The 16592-nt window shown below is 69.7% G+C and carries 15 protein-coding genes and 1 tRNA gene; 1 reads left to right on the top strand and 15 read right to left on the bottom strand.

Annotated elements, in window-relative coordinates; all coding sequences use genetic code 11:
* Window positions 1-52 precede the first annotated feature (52 nt).
* Complete coding sequence (locus tag Q0818_RS06745; protein ID WP_298872951.1) at window positions 53-487, top strand: hotdog fold thioesterase; 435 nt, start codon at window positions 53-55, stop codon at window positions 485-487.
* Between the two features lie 286 nt (window positions 488-773).
* On the opposite strand, the gene Q0818_RS06740 is transcribed toward Q0818_RS06745, so the two are convergent.
* The 15 genes from Q0818_RS06740 to Q0818_RS06670 form a co-directional block, all read right to left on the bottom strand.
* Window positions 774-1394, bottom strand: a complete 621-nt coding sequence (locus tag Q0818_RS06740; RefSeq protein WP_076675473.1) for a response regulator — start codon at window positions 1392-1394, stop codon at window positions 774-776.
* A gap of 59 nt (window positions 1395-1453) precedes the next feature.
* Window positions 1454-1534, bottom strand: a tRNA-Leu gene (locus Q0818_RS06735).
* Window positions 1535-1611: 77 nt separating this feature from the next.
* Window positions 1612-3057, bottom strand: coding sequence for a pyruvate kinase (gene pyk, locus Q0818_RS06730; protein ID WP_298872950.1), 1446 nt, complete (start codon window positions 3055-3057; stop codon window positions 1612-1614).
* A 55-nt stretch (window positions 3058-3112) separates the two neighbouring features.
* On the bottom strand, window positions 3113-4579 hold the full coding sequence (locus tag Q0818_RS06725; protein WP_298872949.1) for a glutamate synthase subunit beta: 1467 nt from the start codon (window positions 4577-4579) through the stop codon (window positions 3113-3115).
* Window positions 4572-9149 (bottom strand): glutamate synthase large subunit, encoded by a 4578-nt coding sequence (gltB, locus tag Q0818_RS06720; RefSeq protein ID WP_298872948.1) that lies wholly within the window; start codon window positions 9147-9149, stop codon window positions 4572-4574. Before gltB ends, Q0818_RS06725 begins: the two co-directional genes overlap by 8 nt.
* 52 nt (window positions 9150-9201) lie before the next feature.
* Window positions 9202-10206, bottom strand: a complete 1005-nt coding sequence (lgt, locus tag Q0818_RS06715; protein ID WP_298872947.1) for a prolipoprotein diacylglyceryl transferase — start codon at window positions 10204-10206, stop codon at window positions 9202-9204.
* 10 nt (window positions 10207-10216) lie between these two features.
* On the bottom strand, window positions 10217-11008 hold the full coding sequence (gene trpA, locus Q0818_RS06710) for a tryptophan synthase subunit alpha (protein ID WP_298872946.1): 792 nt from the start codon (window positions 11006-11008) through the stop codon (window positions 10217-10219).
* Complete coding sequence (trpB, locus tag Q0818_RS06705; protein WP_298872945.1) at window positions 11005-12348, bottom strand: tryptophan synthase subunit beta; 1344 nt, start codon at window positions 12346-12348, stop codon at window positions 11005-11007. Before trpB ends, trpA begins: the two co-directional genes overlap by 4 nt.
* Window positions 12345-13121, bottom strand: a complete 777-nt coding sequence (gene trpC, locus Q0818_RS06700; protein WP_298872944.1) for an indole-3-glycerol phosphate synthase TrpC — start codon at window positions 13119-13121, stop codon at window positions 12345-12347. The genes trpB and trpC overlap by 4 nt, the downstream gene beginning before the upstream one ends.
* A 2-nt stretch (window positions 13122-13123) precedes the next feature.
* Window positions 13124-13354, bottom strand: a complete 231-nt coding sequence (locus tag Q0818_RS06695; RefSeq protein ID WP_298872943.1) for a DUF6704 family protein — start codon at window positions 13352-13354, stop codon at window positions 13124-13126.
* Between the two features lie 398 nt (window positions 13355-13752).
* Window positions 13753-14340 carry a Trp biosynthesis-associated membrane protein gene (locus tag Q0818_RS06690; protein ID WP_298872942.1) on the bottom strand — a complete coding sequence of 196 codons (588 nt, stop codon included), beginning with the start codon at window positions 14338-14340 and terminating at the stop codon, window positions 13753-13755.
* Window positions 14340-14678, bottom strand: a complete 339-nt coding sequence (gene hisI / locus Q0818_RS06685; protein WP_076675490.1) for a phosphoribosyl-AMP cyclohydrolase — start codon at window positions 14676-14678, stop codon at window positions 14340-14342. The genes Q0818_RS06690 and hisI overlap by 1 nt, the downstream gene beginning before the upstream one ends.
* A complete protein-coding gene (hisF, locus tag Q0818_RS06680; RefSeq protein WP_298872941.1) occupies window positions 14675-15439 on the bottom strand; it encodes an imidazole glycerol phosphate synthase subunit HisF in 765 nt (254 codons plus the stop codon). Before hisF ends, hisI begins: the two co-directional genes overlap by 4 nt.
* Window positions 15439-16281 (bottom strand): ATP phosphoribosyltransferase, encoded by an 843-nt coding sequence (gene hisG / locus Q0818_RS06675; RefSeq protein ID WP_298872940.1) that lies wholly within the window; start codon window positions 16279-16281, stop codon window positions 15439-15441. The genes hisF and hisG overlap by 1 nt, the downstream gene beginning before the upstream one ends.
* A 46-nt stretch (window positions 16282-16327) precedes the next feature.
* Complete coding sequence (locus Q0818_RS06670; protein WP_076675494.1) at window positions 16328-16591, bottom strand: phosphoribosyl-ATP diphosphatase; 264 nt, start codon at window positions 16589-16591, stop codon at window positions 16328-16330.
* Window position 16592: the final 1 nt, after the last annotated feature.

Raw genomic sequence — 16592 nt, 5'->3', positions numbered from 1 at the left:
TCCCCCGGCCCGGCCCGATCACGGCCGCCCGCACGGCACGACGAAGGCGACGATGAGCAGCTCCACGACTCCCGACACCACTTCCGGCCTCGACTGGGCGAAGGAGCGCGGCATGGGCGCCCTCGCCGAGAAGATGGGCATCGAGTGGGTCGAGTTCACGGTCGAGCGCTGCGTGGCGACCATGCCGGTCGAGGGCAACACCCAACCCGTCGGTCTGCTGCACGGCGGCGCCTACGTCGTGCTCGGCGAATCGCTCGGTTCGATGGCGGCGAATCTGTACGCCGGGTCGGGCAAGCTCGCCGTCGGCATCGACATCAACGCCACGCACACGCGGTCGGCCACCTCGGGGGTCGTCACGGGTGTCTGCACCCCGATCCACCTGGGGCGTTCCCTCACCGTGCACGAGATCGCGGTCTCCGACGAGCAGGGCCGCCGTTGCTCGACCATCCGCATCACGAACATGATCAAGGACGCCCCGCGCGCCTGACGCCCCGGGGCGTCCGGTGGCTTCGACAGGCTCAGCCACCTCCAGCGCCGGACCCTGAGCCACCTCGGCGCGGAGGACCCTGAGCCTGTCGAAGGGTCCGAGACCCGCGGCGCCCCACGGAGGCTTCGACAAACTCAGCCACCTCCACCGCAGGACCCTCAGCCACCTCGGCGCGCAGGACCCTCAGCCACCTTGGCACGCAGGACCCTGAGCCTGTCGAAGGGTCCGGGCCCCAACAAAGAATGGATGCCACCGAAGTGGCATCCATTCTCGAAAGGCGCGGGAGTCAGCCCTTCTTGGGCGCCAGCTGCTCGATGATCGCCTTCGCGACGTCCTGCATGGTGAGGCGGCGGTCCATCGACGCCTTCTGGATCCAGCGGAAGGCCTCGGGCTCGCTCAGGCCCATCTTCTCGTTCAGCAGGCCCTTGGCGCGGTCGACCAGCTTGCGGGTCTCGAAGCGCTCGACCATGTCGGCGACCTCGGCCTCGAGCGTGATGATCTGCTCGTAGCGGGCCAGGGCGATCTCGATCGCGGGCAGCAGGTCGTTCGGCGTGAAGGGCTTGACGACGTAGGCCAGGGCGCCGGCCTCGCTGGCGCGCTCCACGAGCTCCTTCTGACTGAAGGCCGTCAGCAGCACCACGGGGGCGATGTGATTCTTGCTCAGCTTCTCGGCGGCGCTGATGCCGTCGAGCTGCGGCATCTTGACGTCCATGATCACCAGATCGGGGCGCAGTTCGGTGGCCAGCTGCACGGCGGTCTCGCCGTCGCCCGCCTCGCCGACGACGTCGAAGCCGTTGTCGCGGAGGATCTCGACGATGTCGAGGCGGATCAGCGACTCGTCTTCCGCGACGACGACGCGACGCGGTGCGGTCGGCGCGGTGGCCGGGGCGGCTTCTTGATCAGTCACGAGACCATCCTAGAACGTGGATTCGCGCACCCACGGGAGACCGCGGATGCGATAGGGCGTACCGGTGGTGGGACTCGAACCCACACGTCTTTCGACAGAGCATTTTGAGTGCCCCGCGTCTGCCATTCCGCCACACCGGCAGGTGCTGCGTTCCCAATGTACCGGGCGGGAACGCGACACGACGCGCGCCGGGGTCACCGGCGCGCGTCGTGAGGGGTCAGACTTCCTGGTACCCGGGGGCCGCGCCGTGCACGGCGTCGCCCACGCGGTGCACGCGCAGGTCGTTCGTCGAACCGGCGATTCCGGGAGGGGAACCCGAGATGACGACGACCTTGTCGCCGACCTTGGCCAGGTCGTTGGTGAGCAGGTAGTCGTCGACCTGAAGGAACATCTTGTCGGTGTGCGACACGTGCTCCACCAGCGTCGAGCGCACGCCCCACGTCAGCGCGAGGCGACGGCGGATGCCGGGCTCCGGCGTGAACGCGATCATCGGGATGGTCGAGCGCAGGCGCGACATGCGACGGGCGGAGTCGCCCGACTCGGTGAAGACGCACAGGTACTTCGCCTCGACGAAGTCGGCGACCTCGACGGCGGCGAGCGTGATGGCGCCACCCTGCGTGCGGGGCTTGTTGGTCAGCGGCGCGATGCGCTCGAGACCGTGTTCCTCGGTGGACTCCACGATGCGGGCCATCGTCTCGACGACCACGACCGGGTAGGCGCCCACGCTGGTCTCGCCCGAGAGCATGACCGCGTCGGCGCCGTCGAGCACGGCGTTGGCGACGTCGGACGTCTCGGCGCGCGTGGGGACGGGGTTGGTGATCATCGACTCGAGCATCTGCGTCGCGACGATGACGGGCTTGGCCATGCGGCGCGCCAGCTCGACGGCGCGCTTCTGCACGATCGGCACGGCCTCGAGGGGAAGCTCGACGCCGAGGTCGCCACGGGCGACCATGATGCCGTCGAAGGCGTCGATGATCTCCTCGAGGTTGTCGACCGCCTGCGGCTTCTCGATCTTGGCGATGACGGGAACGTAGCGCCCCTCTTCGGCCATGATCTCGTGCACGCGCTCGATGTCCTTGGCATCCCTGACGAACGAGAGGGCGATGAGGTCGGCGCCGGCGTTCAGGCCCCAGCGGAGGTCGGACTCGTCCTTCTCGCTCAGGGCGGGGACGTTCACGGCCACTCCGGGCAGGTTGATGCCCTTGTTGTTCGACACGGGGCCGCCGACGATGACCTTGGTGGTCACGACGGTGCCGTCGGTCTCGACGACCTCGACGCGGACCTTGCCGTCGTCGATCAGGAGGAAGTCTCCGGGGCGGACGTCCTGGGGCAGGCCCTTGAACGTCGTGCCGACGATCTCCTTGGTACCGAGGATGTCCTCGATCGTGATCTTGAAGATGTCGCCGGGGAGCAGGTCGTGGGGACCGTTCTCGAACTTGCCGAGGCGGATCTTGGGGCCCTGCAGGTCGACGAGCGCGGCCACCGGGCGACCGGCGTCCTCCGCTGCCTTCCGCACGTTGGCGAAGTTGGCGTCGTGCACGGAGTAATCTCCGTGGCTCAGGTTGAGGCGGGCGACGTCCACCCCGGCGTCGATGATGGCGCGAACCATCTCATACGACGACGTGGCGGGCCCGAGTGTTGCGACGATCTTGGCGCGTCTCATCCGTTTTCAAGCTCCGTGAGGATTTTCGGGAAGTGGCCGATCGGCCCTTGCCAGCTTAGGCGGGCAGGAGGCCGATGGCGACATCGGTCGGGCGCACCGGCGCGGGGAGCACCGTTTCGCCCATGAGGAAGGTGTCGACCTCGGCGGCGGCCGCGCGGCCCTCGGCGATGGCCCACACGATGAGGGACTGTCCGCGTCCCGCATCGCCGGCGACGAAGACGCCCGGCGACGTGGTGGCGTAGGTCGCGTCGCGCTCGACGTTGCCGCGGTCGGTGAACCGCGCACCGAGCTGGCTCTCGAGCAGCTCGCGCTCCGGGCCGGTGAAGCCCATCGCGATGAGCACGAGGTCGGCGGGGATCTCGCGCTCGGTGCCGCTCTTGGGCACGCGACGGCCGTCGATGTACTCCGTCTCGGCCACGCGCAGCGCGCGCACCTCTCCTGCGGCGTTGCCGAGGAACTCCACGGTGGAGGCGAGGAACGTGCGCTCCCCGCCCTCTTCGTGAGCGGATGCCATCTCGAACAGGTTCGGCATCATCGGCCACGGCTGCTCGGCCGGGCGCTCGGAGGGCGGCTGCTTGCCGATCGCGAGGTTGGTGACGCTGAGCGCTCCCTGGCGGTGGGCGGTTCCGATGCAGTCCGCGCCGGTGTCGCCACCGCCGATGACGACGACGTGCTTGCCCTCGGCCGAGATCTGCTGTGGCACCTGATCGCCCGCGACGGCCTTGTTGCCCTCGACGAGGTACTCCATGGCGTAGTGCACGCCGTCGAGGTCGCGCCCCGGGATGGCGAGGTCGCGCGGCACGGTGGAGCCCGTGGCCACCACGACGGCGTCGTAGCGGGCGCGCAGGTCGCTCCACGAGATGTCCTTGCCGATCTCGACCCCCGCGCGGAAGCGGGTGCCCTCGGCCTGCATCTGACGCAGGCGCAGCTCGAGGTGGCGCTTCTCCATCTTGAAGTCCGGGATGCCGTAGCGCAGCAGTCCGCCGATGCGGTCGTCGCGCTCGAAGACGGCGACCGTGTGACCGGCGCGCGTCAGCTGCTGGGCCGCGGCGAGGCCGGCGGGCCCGGAGCCGACGACCGCGACGGTCTTGCCCGTCAGACGCTCCGGCGGCTCGGGCTCGACCCAGCCGTTGCCGAACGCCTCGTCGATGATCGAGACCTCGACCTGCTTGATCGTCACGGCCGGCTGGTTGATGCCGAGAACGCACGAGCTCTCGCACGGCGCGGGGCACAGGCGTCCGGTGAACTCCGGGAAGTTGTTCGTTGCGTGCAGGCGCTCGATCGCGGCTCGCCCTTCCCCGCGCCACGTGAGGTCGTTCCACTCGGGGATCAGGTTGCCGAGCGGGCAGCCCTTGTGGCAGAACGGGATGCCGCAGTCCATGCAGCGGCCGGCCTGGCGCTTGATGACGGCCGAATCACCCGGCTCGTACACCTCTTTCCAGTCCATGATGCGCACGGGCACCGGTCGACGCTTCGGGAGCTCGCGCTCCGTGGTCTTGAGAAAGCCCTTCGGGTCAGCCACCCGTCACCTCCAGAATGCGCTTCCAGACGACGTCGCCGTCGGGGTCGAGCCCCTCGGTGACCGCCTCCTGGCGGGTCTGCAGCACGGCGGCGTAGTCGCGCGGCAGCATCCGGACGAAGTTGTCCACCTCGACCTCGAAGTCGTCGAGCAGACGACGGGCGAGGGTGGAATCGGTCTCCGCGACGTGCTTTTCGAGCAGGTCGCGGAGGATCTCGGCATCCCCCGATCCGAGGGCGCCGAGGACGAGCTCACCGGATGCCATGGCTTCGCGGTTCACCTTGTCGCGGTCGAGCTTGTAGACGTAGGCCTGTCCGCCCGACATGCCGGCGCCCAGGTTGCGGCCCGTGGCCCCGAGGATCACGGCGAGACCGCCCGTCATGTACTCCAGCGCGTGGTCGCCCACGCCCTCCACGACCGCCGTCGCACCCGAGTTGCGGACGAGGAAGCGCTCGCCCACGACGCCGTTCAGGAACATCTGGCCCTGGGTGGCGCCGTAGCCGATGACGTTTCCGGCGATGACGTTCTCGGAGGCCGCGAACGTCGAGCCGCGCGGCGGGCGCACCACGATCGTGCCGCCCGACAGGCCCTTGCCGACGTAGTCGTTCGAGTCGCCCTCGAGCCGCAGCGTGATGCCCGCGGGCATGAACGCGCCGAACGACTGCCCGGCCGAGCCGGTCAGGCGCACGTCGATCGAGTTCTCGGGCAGGCCGTGCTCGCCCCGCGCCTTGGTGACGTGGTGTCCGAGCATCGTCCCGACCGCGCGCGCGGTGTTGCGGATGGGCAGATCGATGGTGAGCTGACCGCCGTTCGCGATGACGTCCTGCGCGCGCTCGATGAGCTGCACGTCGAAGTGCTCCTCGAGCTCGTGGTCCTGATTGCGGGCGTGGCGGCGCGGCTCGTCGTCGGCGAAGCGGGGACCTTCGAGGATCGGTGCGAGGTTGAGGCCTCGCGCCTTCCAGTGCTGGATCGCCTCGTTGGCATCCAGCAGCTCCGAGCGGCCGACGATCTCGTCGATCGAGCGGTAGCCCATCGCGGCGAGGTACTCGCGCACCTCCTGGGCGATGAACTCCATGAAGTTGACGATGTACTCGGCCTTGCCGGTGAAGCGCTGACGCAGCACCGGGTTCTGCGTCGCGACGCCCACGGGGCAGGTGTCGAGGTGGCAGACGCGCATCATGATGCAGCCCGAGACCACCAACGGCGCGGTGGCGAAGCCGAACTCCTCGGCCCCGAGCAGCGCACCGATGATCACGTCGCGACCGGTCTTCATCTGACCGTCGACCTGTACGACCACGCGATCGCGCATGCCGTTGAGCATGAGCGTCTGCTGCGTCTCGGCGAGACCGAGCTCCCACGGGGTGCCCGCGTGCTTGAGCGAGTTCATGGGGCTCGCGCCCGTTCCCCCGTCTTGTCCGGAGACCAGGATGACGTCGCTCAGCGCCTTGGCGACACCCGCCGCGACCGCACCGATACCGGACTGGCTCACCAGCTTGGTGTGGATGCGGGCCTTGGGGTTGGCGCGCTTGAGGTCGAAGATCAGCTGCTTGAGGTCTTCGATCGAGTAGATGTCGTGGTGCGGGGGCGGCGAGATGAGTCCCACGCCCGCGGTCGCGTGACGGGTGCGCGCCACCCACGGGTACACCTTGGTCGGGGGCAGCTGACCGCCCTCGCCGGGCTTGGCGCCCTGGGCGAGTTTGATCTGGATGTCGTCGGCCTCGGTGAGGTACAGGCTCGTCACGCCGAATCGACCGGATGCCACCTGCTTGATGGCGCTGCGGCGCTCGGGGTCGAGCAGACGGTCGACGTCTTCTCCGCCCTCACCGGTGTTGCTCTTGCCGCCGATCCGGTTCATCGCGACGGCGAGCACCTCGTGCGCCTCCTTCGAGATGGAGCCGTAGCTCATCGCACCCGTGGAGAAGCGCTTGACGATGGCAGAGACGGGCTCGACCTCGTCGATCGGCACGGCCGGACGCAGACCCGTGCGCAGACCGAACAGTCCGCGGAGGGTCTTCAGCTCGTGCGCCTGGTCGTCGATCAGCTGCGTGTACTCGCGGAAGATGTCGTACCGACGCTCGCGCGTGGCGTGCTGCAGGCGGAACACCGTGTCGGGGTTGAACAGGTGCGGGGCGCCGTCGCGACGCCACTGGTACTCGCCGCCGGTCCACAGGCGCTCGTGAGCGCGCGCCGCGGCATCCTGCGGGTAGGCGTACTCGTGGCGCGCGGCGTTCTCGGCCGCGATGACGTCGAGTCCCACACCGCCGAGCTTGGACTCGGTGCCGGTGAAGTAGGCCTCGACGAAGTCGCGCGACAGACCCACGGCCTCGAACACCTGGGCGCCGGCGTACGACGACACCGTGGAGATGCCCATCTTCGACATGATCTTCAGCACGCCCTTGCCGAGCGCGTAGATCAGGTTCTTGACGGCCTTCTCGGGCGTGATGTTCGTGATGAAGCCCGCGCGCACGAGGTACTCTACGGTCTCCATCGCCAGGTACGGGTTGACCGCCGAGGCTCCGTAGCCGATGAGGGTGGCCACGTGGTGCACCTCGCGCACGTCGCCGGCCTCGACGACCAGACCCACCTTCATGCGGGTCTCTTTGCGGATGAGGTGGTGGTGCACCGCCGCGAGCATGAGCAGCGACGGGATGGGCGCCAGGTCTTTGTTGGAGTCGCGGTCGCTGAGCACGATGAACTCGGCGCCGTCTTCGATGGCCTGGTCGACCTCGGTGCACATCTGCGTGAGGCGCTTCTGCAGCCCCTTGTGCCCGGCCTCGACGCGGTACAGGCCGCGGATCGTCACCGACGACCGCCCGGGCAGGGCGGTGTCGATGTGCTGGATCTTGGCGAGTTCGTCGTTGTCGATGACGGGGAAGTCGAGGGTCACCGTGCGCGTGTGGTCGGGACCCCAGTCGAGCAGGTTGCGCTCGGGGCCGAGCCCCAGCGACAGCGAGGTCACGACCTCTTCGCGGATCGAGTCGAGCGGCGGGTTGGTGACCTGCGCGAACTGCTGCGAGAAGTAGTCGAACAGCAGGCGCGGGCGGTCGCTGAGCACCGCGACCGGCGCGTCGCTTCCCATGGCGCCGAGAGGCTCGACGCCGCCCTGGCCCATCGGGGTGAGCAGGATGCGCACCTCTTCTTCGGTGTAGCCGAAGGTGCGCTGGCGACGCGTGATCGAGGCGATGGGGTGCACGATGTGCTCGCGCTCGGGCAGCTCGCTGAGCTTCACCCGGCCTTTGTCGACCCACTCGCCCCACGGCTCGAGGGAGGCGAGCTGCGCCTTGATCTCGGCGTCGTCGACGATGCGGCGCGCGGCGGTGTCGACGAGGAACATGCGACCCGGCTGCAGACGACCGCGGCGCTTGATGCGCTCGGGGGCGAAGTCGAGAACACCCGTCTCGGAACCGATCACGACGAGGCCGTCGGTCGTCTCGGTCCAGCGGCCGGGGCGCAGACCGTTGCGGTCGAGCGTGGCGCCCACGAGCGTGCCGTCGGTGAAGATGAGCGCGGCGGGGCCGTCCCAGGGCTCCATCTGCATGGAGTGGTAGTCGTAGAAGGCGCGCAGGTCGGGGTCGATCGTCGCCTGCTTCTCGTAGGCCTCCGGCACCATCATCATGATGGCGTGCGGAAGGCTGCGACCGGTGAGGGTCAGCAGCTCGAGGACCTCGTCGAAGGATGCCGAGTCGCTGGCGCCCTCGGTGCAGATGGGCAGCAGCGGGCGCACGTCGCCGATGAGCTCGGATTCGAGCTGCGACTGACGCGCGCGCATCCAGTTGCGGTTGCCCTTGACGGTGTTGATCTCGCCGTTGTGCGCGAGCATGCGCAGCGGCTGCGCGAGCGGCCACGAGGGGAACGTGTTCGTGGAGTAGCGCGAATGCACGACGGCCAGCTCGGAAGCGAACCGCTCGTCCTGCAGGTCGGGGTAGAACGGCTCGAGCTGCAGCGTCGTGACCATGCCCTTGTAGCCGAGGGTGCGGCTCGACAGCGAGACGAAGTAGGCCTCGAGCTCGTGACGCGCGCGCTTGCGGAGACGGTACACGCGGCGGTCGAGCGCGATGCCCGACAGCGCAGGCTGGTCGCCGACGGCCGGCCGCGACACGAACAGCTGCTCGAAGGCGGGACGGGCCTCGTACGCGAGCTTGCCGAGGTTCTCGGGCTCGACGGGGACCTCACGCCACCCGAGCACCTCGAGGTTCTCGTGGCGGGCGATCTCTTCGATCCCGGCCTTCATCGCGACACGGTCATCGTGTCCGAGGGGCAGGAACACCATTCCGGCGGCGTACTCCCCCACCGGCGGCAGGTCGAAGTCGACGACGGCGCGGAGGAACGCATCGGGCATCTGCGTCAGGATGCCGGCACCGTCTCCGGTGCCCGCGTCGGAGCCGATCGCGCCGCGGTGCTCGAGGTTGCGCAGCGCGGTCAGCGCCAGGTCGATGATGTCGTGACCGGCTTCGCCGCGGAGAGTGGCGACCATGGCGAGGCCACAGGCGTCTTTCTCGAACGACGGGTCGTACATTCCCTGTCGGGCGGGGAATGCTCCTCCGACGGTGTCGGAGCGCAGGCTGGAAGCCATATCAACCGTCCTCACGTTGATGCTTCGAATGGGACGACGTCGGCCCAGAGTGTTAGTTCGTGGCGGGGCTGCTTGTGGCGCTGGTGCCGACGGTGTCGTTCGTCGCGGGCGGCTCGCTCACGTCGACGAAGTCAGAGGGGTCGCCTGAGTCTACAGCCCCCGGAGCCTTCGACTCGCGCCCGGGCACGTACGGCGACGGCTCGAGACCGTGGTGACGACGCGACTGCACGACGAAGATGACGATGCCGAGGACGACGCCGAAGATCGCGGCCCAGACGTTCGTGCGCAGGCCCAGGATGATGTCGCTGGGGTCGATGCGGATGGATTCCCAGACGATACGGCCGGCGCTGTACCAGACGAGGTAGATCGCGAACTGCTTGCCCCACTGCAGCGTGAACCGCTTGCCGACGTACAGGATGACGGCTGCGCCCAGCAGGTTCCAGATGACCTCGTAGAGGAAAGTCGGCTGGAAAAGCGTGCCGGCTGGCAGTCCGACGGGGATGGCCGAGTTGCCGGCGGCGATCTCCAGGCCCCACGGCAGGTCGGTGGGCTGACCGAAGAGCTCCTGGTTGAACCAGTTGCCGAAGCGGCCCATCGCCTGGGCGATGATGAGTCCCGGCGCGAGCGCGTCGGCGAACGTCCAGAAGCGGATGCCGGTCCACCGGCATCCGAGGATCGCGCCGATGGCGCCGCCGATGAGGGCGCCGTAGATGGCGATGCCGCCCTCCCAGATGGCCCACACCGACCCCGGCTGGGTGATGTTCCACGGGTTCGAGCCGGGGCCGAAGTAGAAGCCCAGGTGCGTGACGACGTGGTAGATGCGCGCCACGATGATCGCAAGCGGCACCGCCAGCAGGCAGATGTCGATGACGACCCACTTCTCGGCGCCGCGACGCGTCAGCCGGGCGTTCGTGAGGAGCACCGCGACGATGATGCCCGCGACGATGCACAGGGCATAGAAGTGGATGCGGAGCGGACCGAGATCGACGTAGGAGATCGACGGGCTCGGAATGCTGGAGAGCACGCCGGAGGCGGCGCTCGAGAGGGCGAACGTCATGCAGACGAGTCTAGGCGCGCTGAACGGCGCCCGCGGACAGCTCCCTCGCGAGCGAGGAGAGGCCCTCGACACCGCCGTCGCGGAGCGCCTTGACCAGCGCGGTGCCGACGATCGCGCCGTCGGCGTACTCCACGACGCCGGCGACCTGCTCGGCGTTCGAGATGCCGATGCCCACGCACGCGTGCTGCGCCCCGAACGCCCGGAGGCGCTCGACGAGACCGCGGGCGGCGGCGTCGAGTGAGGCCCGCTCCCCCGTGATGCCCATGGTCGAGACCGTGTACACGAAGCCCGTGGAGGCGTCGACGATCATCTTCAGACGCTCGTCGGAGGAGGTGGGCGCGGCCAGGAACACGCGGTCGAGACCGGTGCGCTCGCTCGCGGTGATCCACGCGGCGCCGGCGTCGGGGGTGATGTCGGGCGTGATGAGGCCCGCACCGCCTGCGGCGACCAGCTCGTCGGCGTAGCGGTCGACGCCGTACTGCTCGACGAGGTTCCAGTAGGTCATGACGAGGATCGGCACGTCGGTGCGCGCCGTGACCTCGCGGATGATCGTGAAGAGATCGCGCATGCGGAAGCCGTTGGCCAGGGCCGTCTGCGTGGCCTCCTGGATGACGAGACCGTCCATGACGGGATCGCTGTAGGGCGGGCCGAGCTCGATGACGTCGGCTCCCGCCTCGGCGAGGGCGACGGCCGCCTCGATGCTGGTGGCGACGTCGGGGAAGCCGGCGGGCAGATACCCGACGAACGCCCCGCGACCCTCCGCGTGGGCGGCGTCGATCGCCGCGGCGACGCGCGAGGTCACAGCTCGACCCCCGCACCGCTCGCGGCGTCGGGTGCCGGCGCGACCTCGACCGGCGAACCGGGGGCGGATGCCACGGTGTCGGCGGCGCGCGTCTGCGCGCGTCCTTCGACGGTGTCCGGCGCGTGCTCCGCGTCGTAGAGGTCGAAGTAGCGGGCGGCGGTGTCCATGTCTTTGTCGCCGCGACCGGACAGGTTGATCGCGATGACGGCATCCGGGCCCAGCTCGCGTCCGATGCGCAGGGCACCGGCGAGGGCGTGGGCGGACTCGATTGCGGGGATGATGCCCTCGGTGCGCGACAGCAGGCGGAGGGCCTGCATGGCCTCGTCGTCGGTGGCCGGGATGTACTGCGCGCGGCCGATGTCGGCGAGCCACGCGTGCTCGGGTCCGACGCCGGGGTAGTCGAGGCCGGCGGAGATCGAGTGCGACTCGGTCGTCTGGCCGTCTTCGTCCTGCAGAACGTAGGTGCGCGCACCGTGGAGCACGCCCGGGCGTCCGCGGCCGATGGATGCCGCGTGCTTGGGCGTGTCGACGCCGTCGCCGGCCGCCTCGACGCCGTAGAGGGCCACGCCCTCGTCGTCGAGGAAGGCGTCGAACATGCCGATGGCGTTGGATCCGCCGCCCACGCACGCGAAGACGGCATCCGGGAGGCGACCGAGGCGCTCGAGGAACTCGGCGCGCGTCTCTTCGCCGATGATCTTCTGGAAGTCGCGCACCATCGCGGGGAACGGGTGCGGGCCCGCGGCGGTGCCGAAGATGTAGTTCGTGGTCTCGACGGAGGCGACCCAGTCGCGGTACGCCTCGTTGATCGCGTCCTTCAGGGTGCGCGACCCCGTCGTGACCGGGACGACCTCGGCGCCCAGCAGGCGCATGCGCGCGACGTTCAGCGCCTGGCGCTCGGTGTCGACCTCGCCCATGTAGACGACGCACTCGAGGCCGAACAGGGCGGCGGCCGTCGCGGTGGCCACTCCGTGCTGGCCGGCTCCGGTCTCGGCGATGACCCGTGTCTTACCGAGACGCTTGGTGAGCAGGGCCTGCCCGAGAACGTTGTTGATCTTGTGCGATCCGGTGTGGTTCAGGTCTTCGCGCTTGAGGAACACGCGCGCCCCGCCGGCGTGCTCCGCGAACCGCGGAACCTCGGTGAGCGCGGAAGGGCGACCGGCGTAGTCGTGCAGCAGGGCGCGCAGCTCGGCGTGGAACTCCGGGTCGGCCATCGCCGACTCGTAGACCGCGGTGAGCTCGTCGATCGCCGCGATGAGCGACTCGGGCATGTAGCGGCCACCGAAGTCGCCGAAGAACGGCCCCTTCTGATCGCGCAGCTTCTGGTCGGGAACGGTGGTCATGACGTCTCCTGGAGGAACGCGCGGAGCGTGGCGACGGGATCGCCGGTCACGAGGGCCTCGCCCACGAGGACGACGTCTGCCCCCGCGGCGCGGTAGTGGGCGACGTCGGCGGGGGCGAGGACGGCGGACTCGGCGATCTTGATCGCGTCGGCCGGGAAGCGGTCGGCGAGCGAACCGAACAGGTCGCGGTCGAGCTCGAACGTCGACAGGTTGCGGGCGTTGACGCCGATGAGCTTCGCGCCCAGCTCGGACGCGCGCTCGAGTTCGTCGGCCGAGTGGGTCTCGACGAGAGCCGTCATGCCGAGGTCTGTGACCATCGCGTACAGCTCGGTCAGTGTCTTCTGGTCGAGCGCGGCGACGATCAACAGCACGAGGTCGGCGCCCGAGGCGCGCGCCTCGAGCACCTGGTACGGCGTGGCGATGAAGTCCTTGCGCAGCACCGGGACGCTCACCGCGGCGCGGACGGCCTCGAGGTCGGCCAGGCTGCCCTTGAACTTGCGGCCCTCGGTGAGCACCGAGATCGCCGACGCCCCGCCCTCCTCGTACAGCCGCGCCTGTCGCGCGGGGTCGGGAATCGAGGCGAGGTCGCCGCGCGAGGGGCTCGCGCGCTTGACCTCGGCGATGACCTTCACGCGATCGGCGGGGGCCAGCATGGCCAGCGCATCACGCGCCGGGGTCTGCGCGAGGGCATCGCGTTCGACGTCCGCGAGCGGGCGCGACTGGGCGCGCTGCTCGGCATCCTCCACCGCTCCGGCCGTCAGATCGGCCAGCACGGTCAGTGCGCCTTCGGGTTGGACTTCGCGCCGCCTGCGCCGTAACCGGCCTTGGTCATGGCCCAGCCGACGATCGCACCGACCACGAGCAGACCCACCGACGCCCACACGAGCACCGGCATGTCGAGCCAGAAGAACAGCGTGCCGAGCGTGAAGGCGACGAGCATGATGATCACGGCCGTCCAGGCGGCGGGCGAGTGTCCGTGGCCGGGATCGCCGATGGGGTTGCTCATGGGACTCCTAACAGTCGCGCGCGGGCGCGGGGGAAAGCTTTGGTCCAGTCTATCGAAGCGCGGTGCGCCTCTCCCGCCGTCGTCTCGATGTCGCGACGTCGGTCTCAGGCGGTGGGGTGGCCCCGCGGCGATGCCGCCGAGAAACGGTGCGTGTGTCGAGACACGCGTCGTCGCGTGGTGTCTCGGCAGGATCGGCGTTTCTCGCGAGGGAGAGCCCGGCGGATCGGGACTCCGGGCCGTGCGTGCGCGTCCTCAGCCGGGGGGTTGCCGCCGCGGGGATGCCGCCGAGAAACGGCGCGTGTGTCGGGACACGCGGCGTCGCGCGGTGTCTCGGCAGATTCGGCGTTTCTCGCGAGGGAGAGCGCAACGGGAACGGGCCCAGCTCGGCGCGCGTGTGCTCAGGCGGTGGGGTCGTCGCCGCGGGAGAGGTCGTCCCACGAGTCGATCGCGTCGTGCGGGCGACCCGTGGCGGTGCCGGCCTCCTCGGCCGTGCGGTACTTCCGGCTCGCGCCCGAGGCCCAGCGCCGGGCGGTCACCAGCGTGAAGACGGCGGCGGCCGCGAGCACGACCTGGGCCAGCAGCGTCACGGCCGGCCACGGCGTCAGCGACAGGCCCGTCACGAGAGAGGCGACGGCATCCGTCCCCGAGATCCCCGTCGCCTCGGTCACGGCCGCCGCCGTCGCCGACACGGGCGTGGCGAACAGCAGCTGCGCGGTGCCGACACCCACGAGCACCGCGATCAGGATGCCGAGCACGCCGAAGAGGTATCGCAGCACCGGGCCGACGATCGACAGCGCGGCCCCGAGGGCCAGGGCGGCCAGACTCAGCGGGGTGAGCACCGGGAGCGCATCGGCTCCGGCCACCGCGATCGTCTGCTGGGCGCCGTCGTCGAGGGTGACGTCGATCCAGGTCTGGGTCGACGCGATCACGCCGATCGCTCCGGCCAGGAGCATCGCCAGCACCGCCGTGGAGCGGGCGCGGCGCATCAGCGCTCCCCCACGACCGGGTGCAGGTCGTCGGCGTCGAAGCACGTGTGGTCGCCGGTGTGGCACGCGGCGCCCACCTGGTCGACCTCGATGAGCAGCGTGTCGCCGTCGCAGTCGAGGCGCGCGCCCTTGACGATCTGGATGTGGCCGGAGGTGTCGCCCTTGCGCCAGTACTCCTGGCGCGAGCGCGACCAGAAGGTGACGCGGCCGGTGGTGAGCGTGCGGTTCAGGGCCTCGGCATCCATCCACCCGACCATGAGCACCTCGCGCGAGTCGAACTGCTGGATCACCGCGGCGACCAGGCCGTCGGCGTCGTATTTCACACGGTCGACGCTCATCGGCGCACCTCGATCCCTTCGGCGGCCATGGCGTCTTTGACCTGTCCCACGGTGAGCTGGCCGGAGTGGAACACCGATGCCGCGAGCACGGCGTCGGCACCTGCCTGGACGGCCGGAGCGAAGTGCTCGAGAGAACCCGCTCCCCCCGAGGCGATCACGGGGACCGCGGCGACCTGGCGCATGAGACGGACGAGCTCGAGGTCGAAGCCCTGCTTCGTGCCGTCGGCGTCGATGGAGTTGATCAGCAGCTCCCCCGCTCCACGCTCGACGGCCTCGCGCGCCCACTCGAGGGCGTCGAGGGTCGTCTCGGTGCGTCCGCCGTGGGTGGTCACGACGAAGCCGGAAGGAGTGGATGCCGCGCGCTTGACGTCGAGCGAGAGCACGATGACCTGTGCCCCGAAACGGTCGGCGATCTCGTCGATCAGGGCGGGGCGGGCGATGGCGGCGGAGTTGACACCGATCTTGTCGGCGCCGACCGCGAGCAGGCGGGCGACGTCGTCGGCCGAGCGCACTCCCCCGCCGACGGTGAGGGGGATGAAGACCTGCTCGGCGGTACGGCGGACGACGTCGTAGGTCGTCGAGCGCTCGTCGACGGTGGCGGTGACGTCGAGGAACGTGACCTCGTCGGCGCCCTGGTCGAAGTAGAGCTTCGCGAGCTCGACCGGATCGCCCATGTCGCGCAGGTCGAGGAAGTTCACGCCCTTCACGACGCGGCCGGCGGCGACGTCGAGGCACGGGATGACGCGACGCGCGAGGGTCATCAGAGCCTCGCGGCGAGGATCTCGGTGACGAGGATCGCGCGCGCGCCGATCGCGTAGAGCGCGTCCATGACCTGGTTGACGTCGCGGCGCGGGCTCATGACTCGCACGGCGACCCACTCGGGGTCGCGCAGCGGCGAGATCGTGGGCGACTCCAGACCCGGTGCGACGGCGACGGCCTGCTCGACGAGGGCGGCGGGAAGGTCGTAGTCGATGAGGACGTATTTGCGGGCGGCGAGGACGCCGCGCAGGCGCCGCAGGAGCGTCTCGGTGCCGTCGGCCTCCTGCGGACCGGCGATGAGCACGGCGTCCGACTCGAGGAGGACGGGCCCGAAGATCTCGAGCCCCGCCTGACGCAGCGTCGTGCCGGTGGAGACGACGTCGGCCACGGCATCCGCCACTCCGAGCTGCACGGCGGACTCGACCGCGCCGTCGAGCGGCACGATGTCGACGGCGATGCCGCGCTCGTCGAGGAAGGCGTCGACCAGGCCCGGGTAGGCGGTGGCGACGCGCAGACCCTGCAGGTCGGCGACGTCGGTGAAGCGCCCGGGGCGGCCGGCGAAACGGAACGTCGAGCCGGCGAAGCCGAGCGACTCGACCTCGCGGGCGCCGGGCATCCGCGCGTCGAGCAGCAGGTCGCGGCCCGTGATGCCGACGTCGAGGGCACCCGAGCCGACGTAGGTCGCGATGTCACGGGGGCGGAGGTAGAAGAACTCGACCTCGTTGACGGGGTCGACGGTGTACAGGTCTTTCGAGTCGCGTCGTCCGGTGTAACCGGCCTCCGAGAGCATCTCGGCGGCGGTCTCGGCGAGCGACCCCTTGTTCGGCACGGCGATTCGCAGCATGACGGGGGCTTTCGTGGTTCGTGGGGGCGGGAAGGGAGAGCGCTGCTCAGAGATGTCGGTAGACGTCCTGCAGCGACAGGCCCTTCGCGAGCATGAGCGTCTGGAGGTGGTAGAGCAGCTGCGAGATCTCCTCGGCCGCGGCCTCGTCGGACTCGTACTCGGCGGCCATCCACACCTCGGCGGCCTCTTCGACGATCTTCTTGCCGATCGCGTGCACCCCGGCATCCAACTGCGCCACGGTGCCGGAGCCCTCGGGTCGCTCGACGGCCTTGGCGCTGAGTTCCGCGAACAGGTCGTCGAAGGTCTTCACG

It is taken from the genome of uncultured Microbacterium sp. (genome assembly GCF_947489255.1).
Classification (GTDB): Bacteria; Actinomycetota; Actinomycetes; order Actinomycetales; family Microbacteriaceae; genus Microbacterium; species Microbacterium phycohabitans.
Note: the sequence above shows the minus strand (reverse complement) of the source record. Positions and strands in the feature narration are given on the sequence as shown.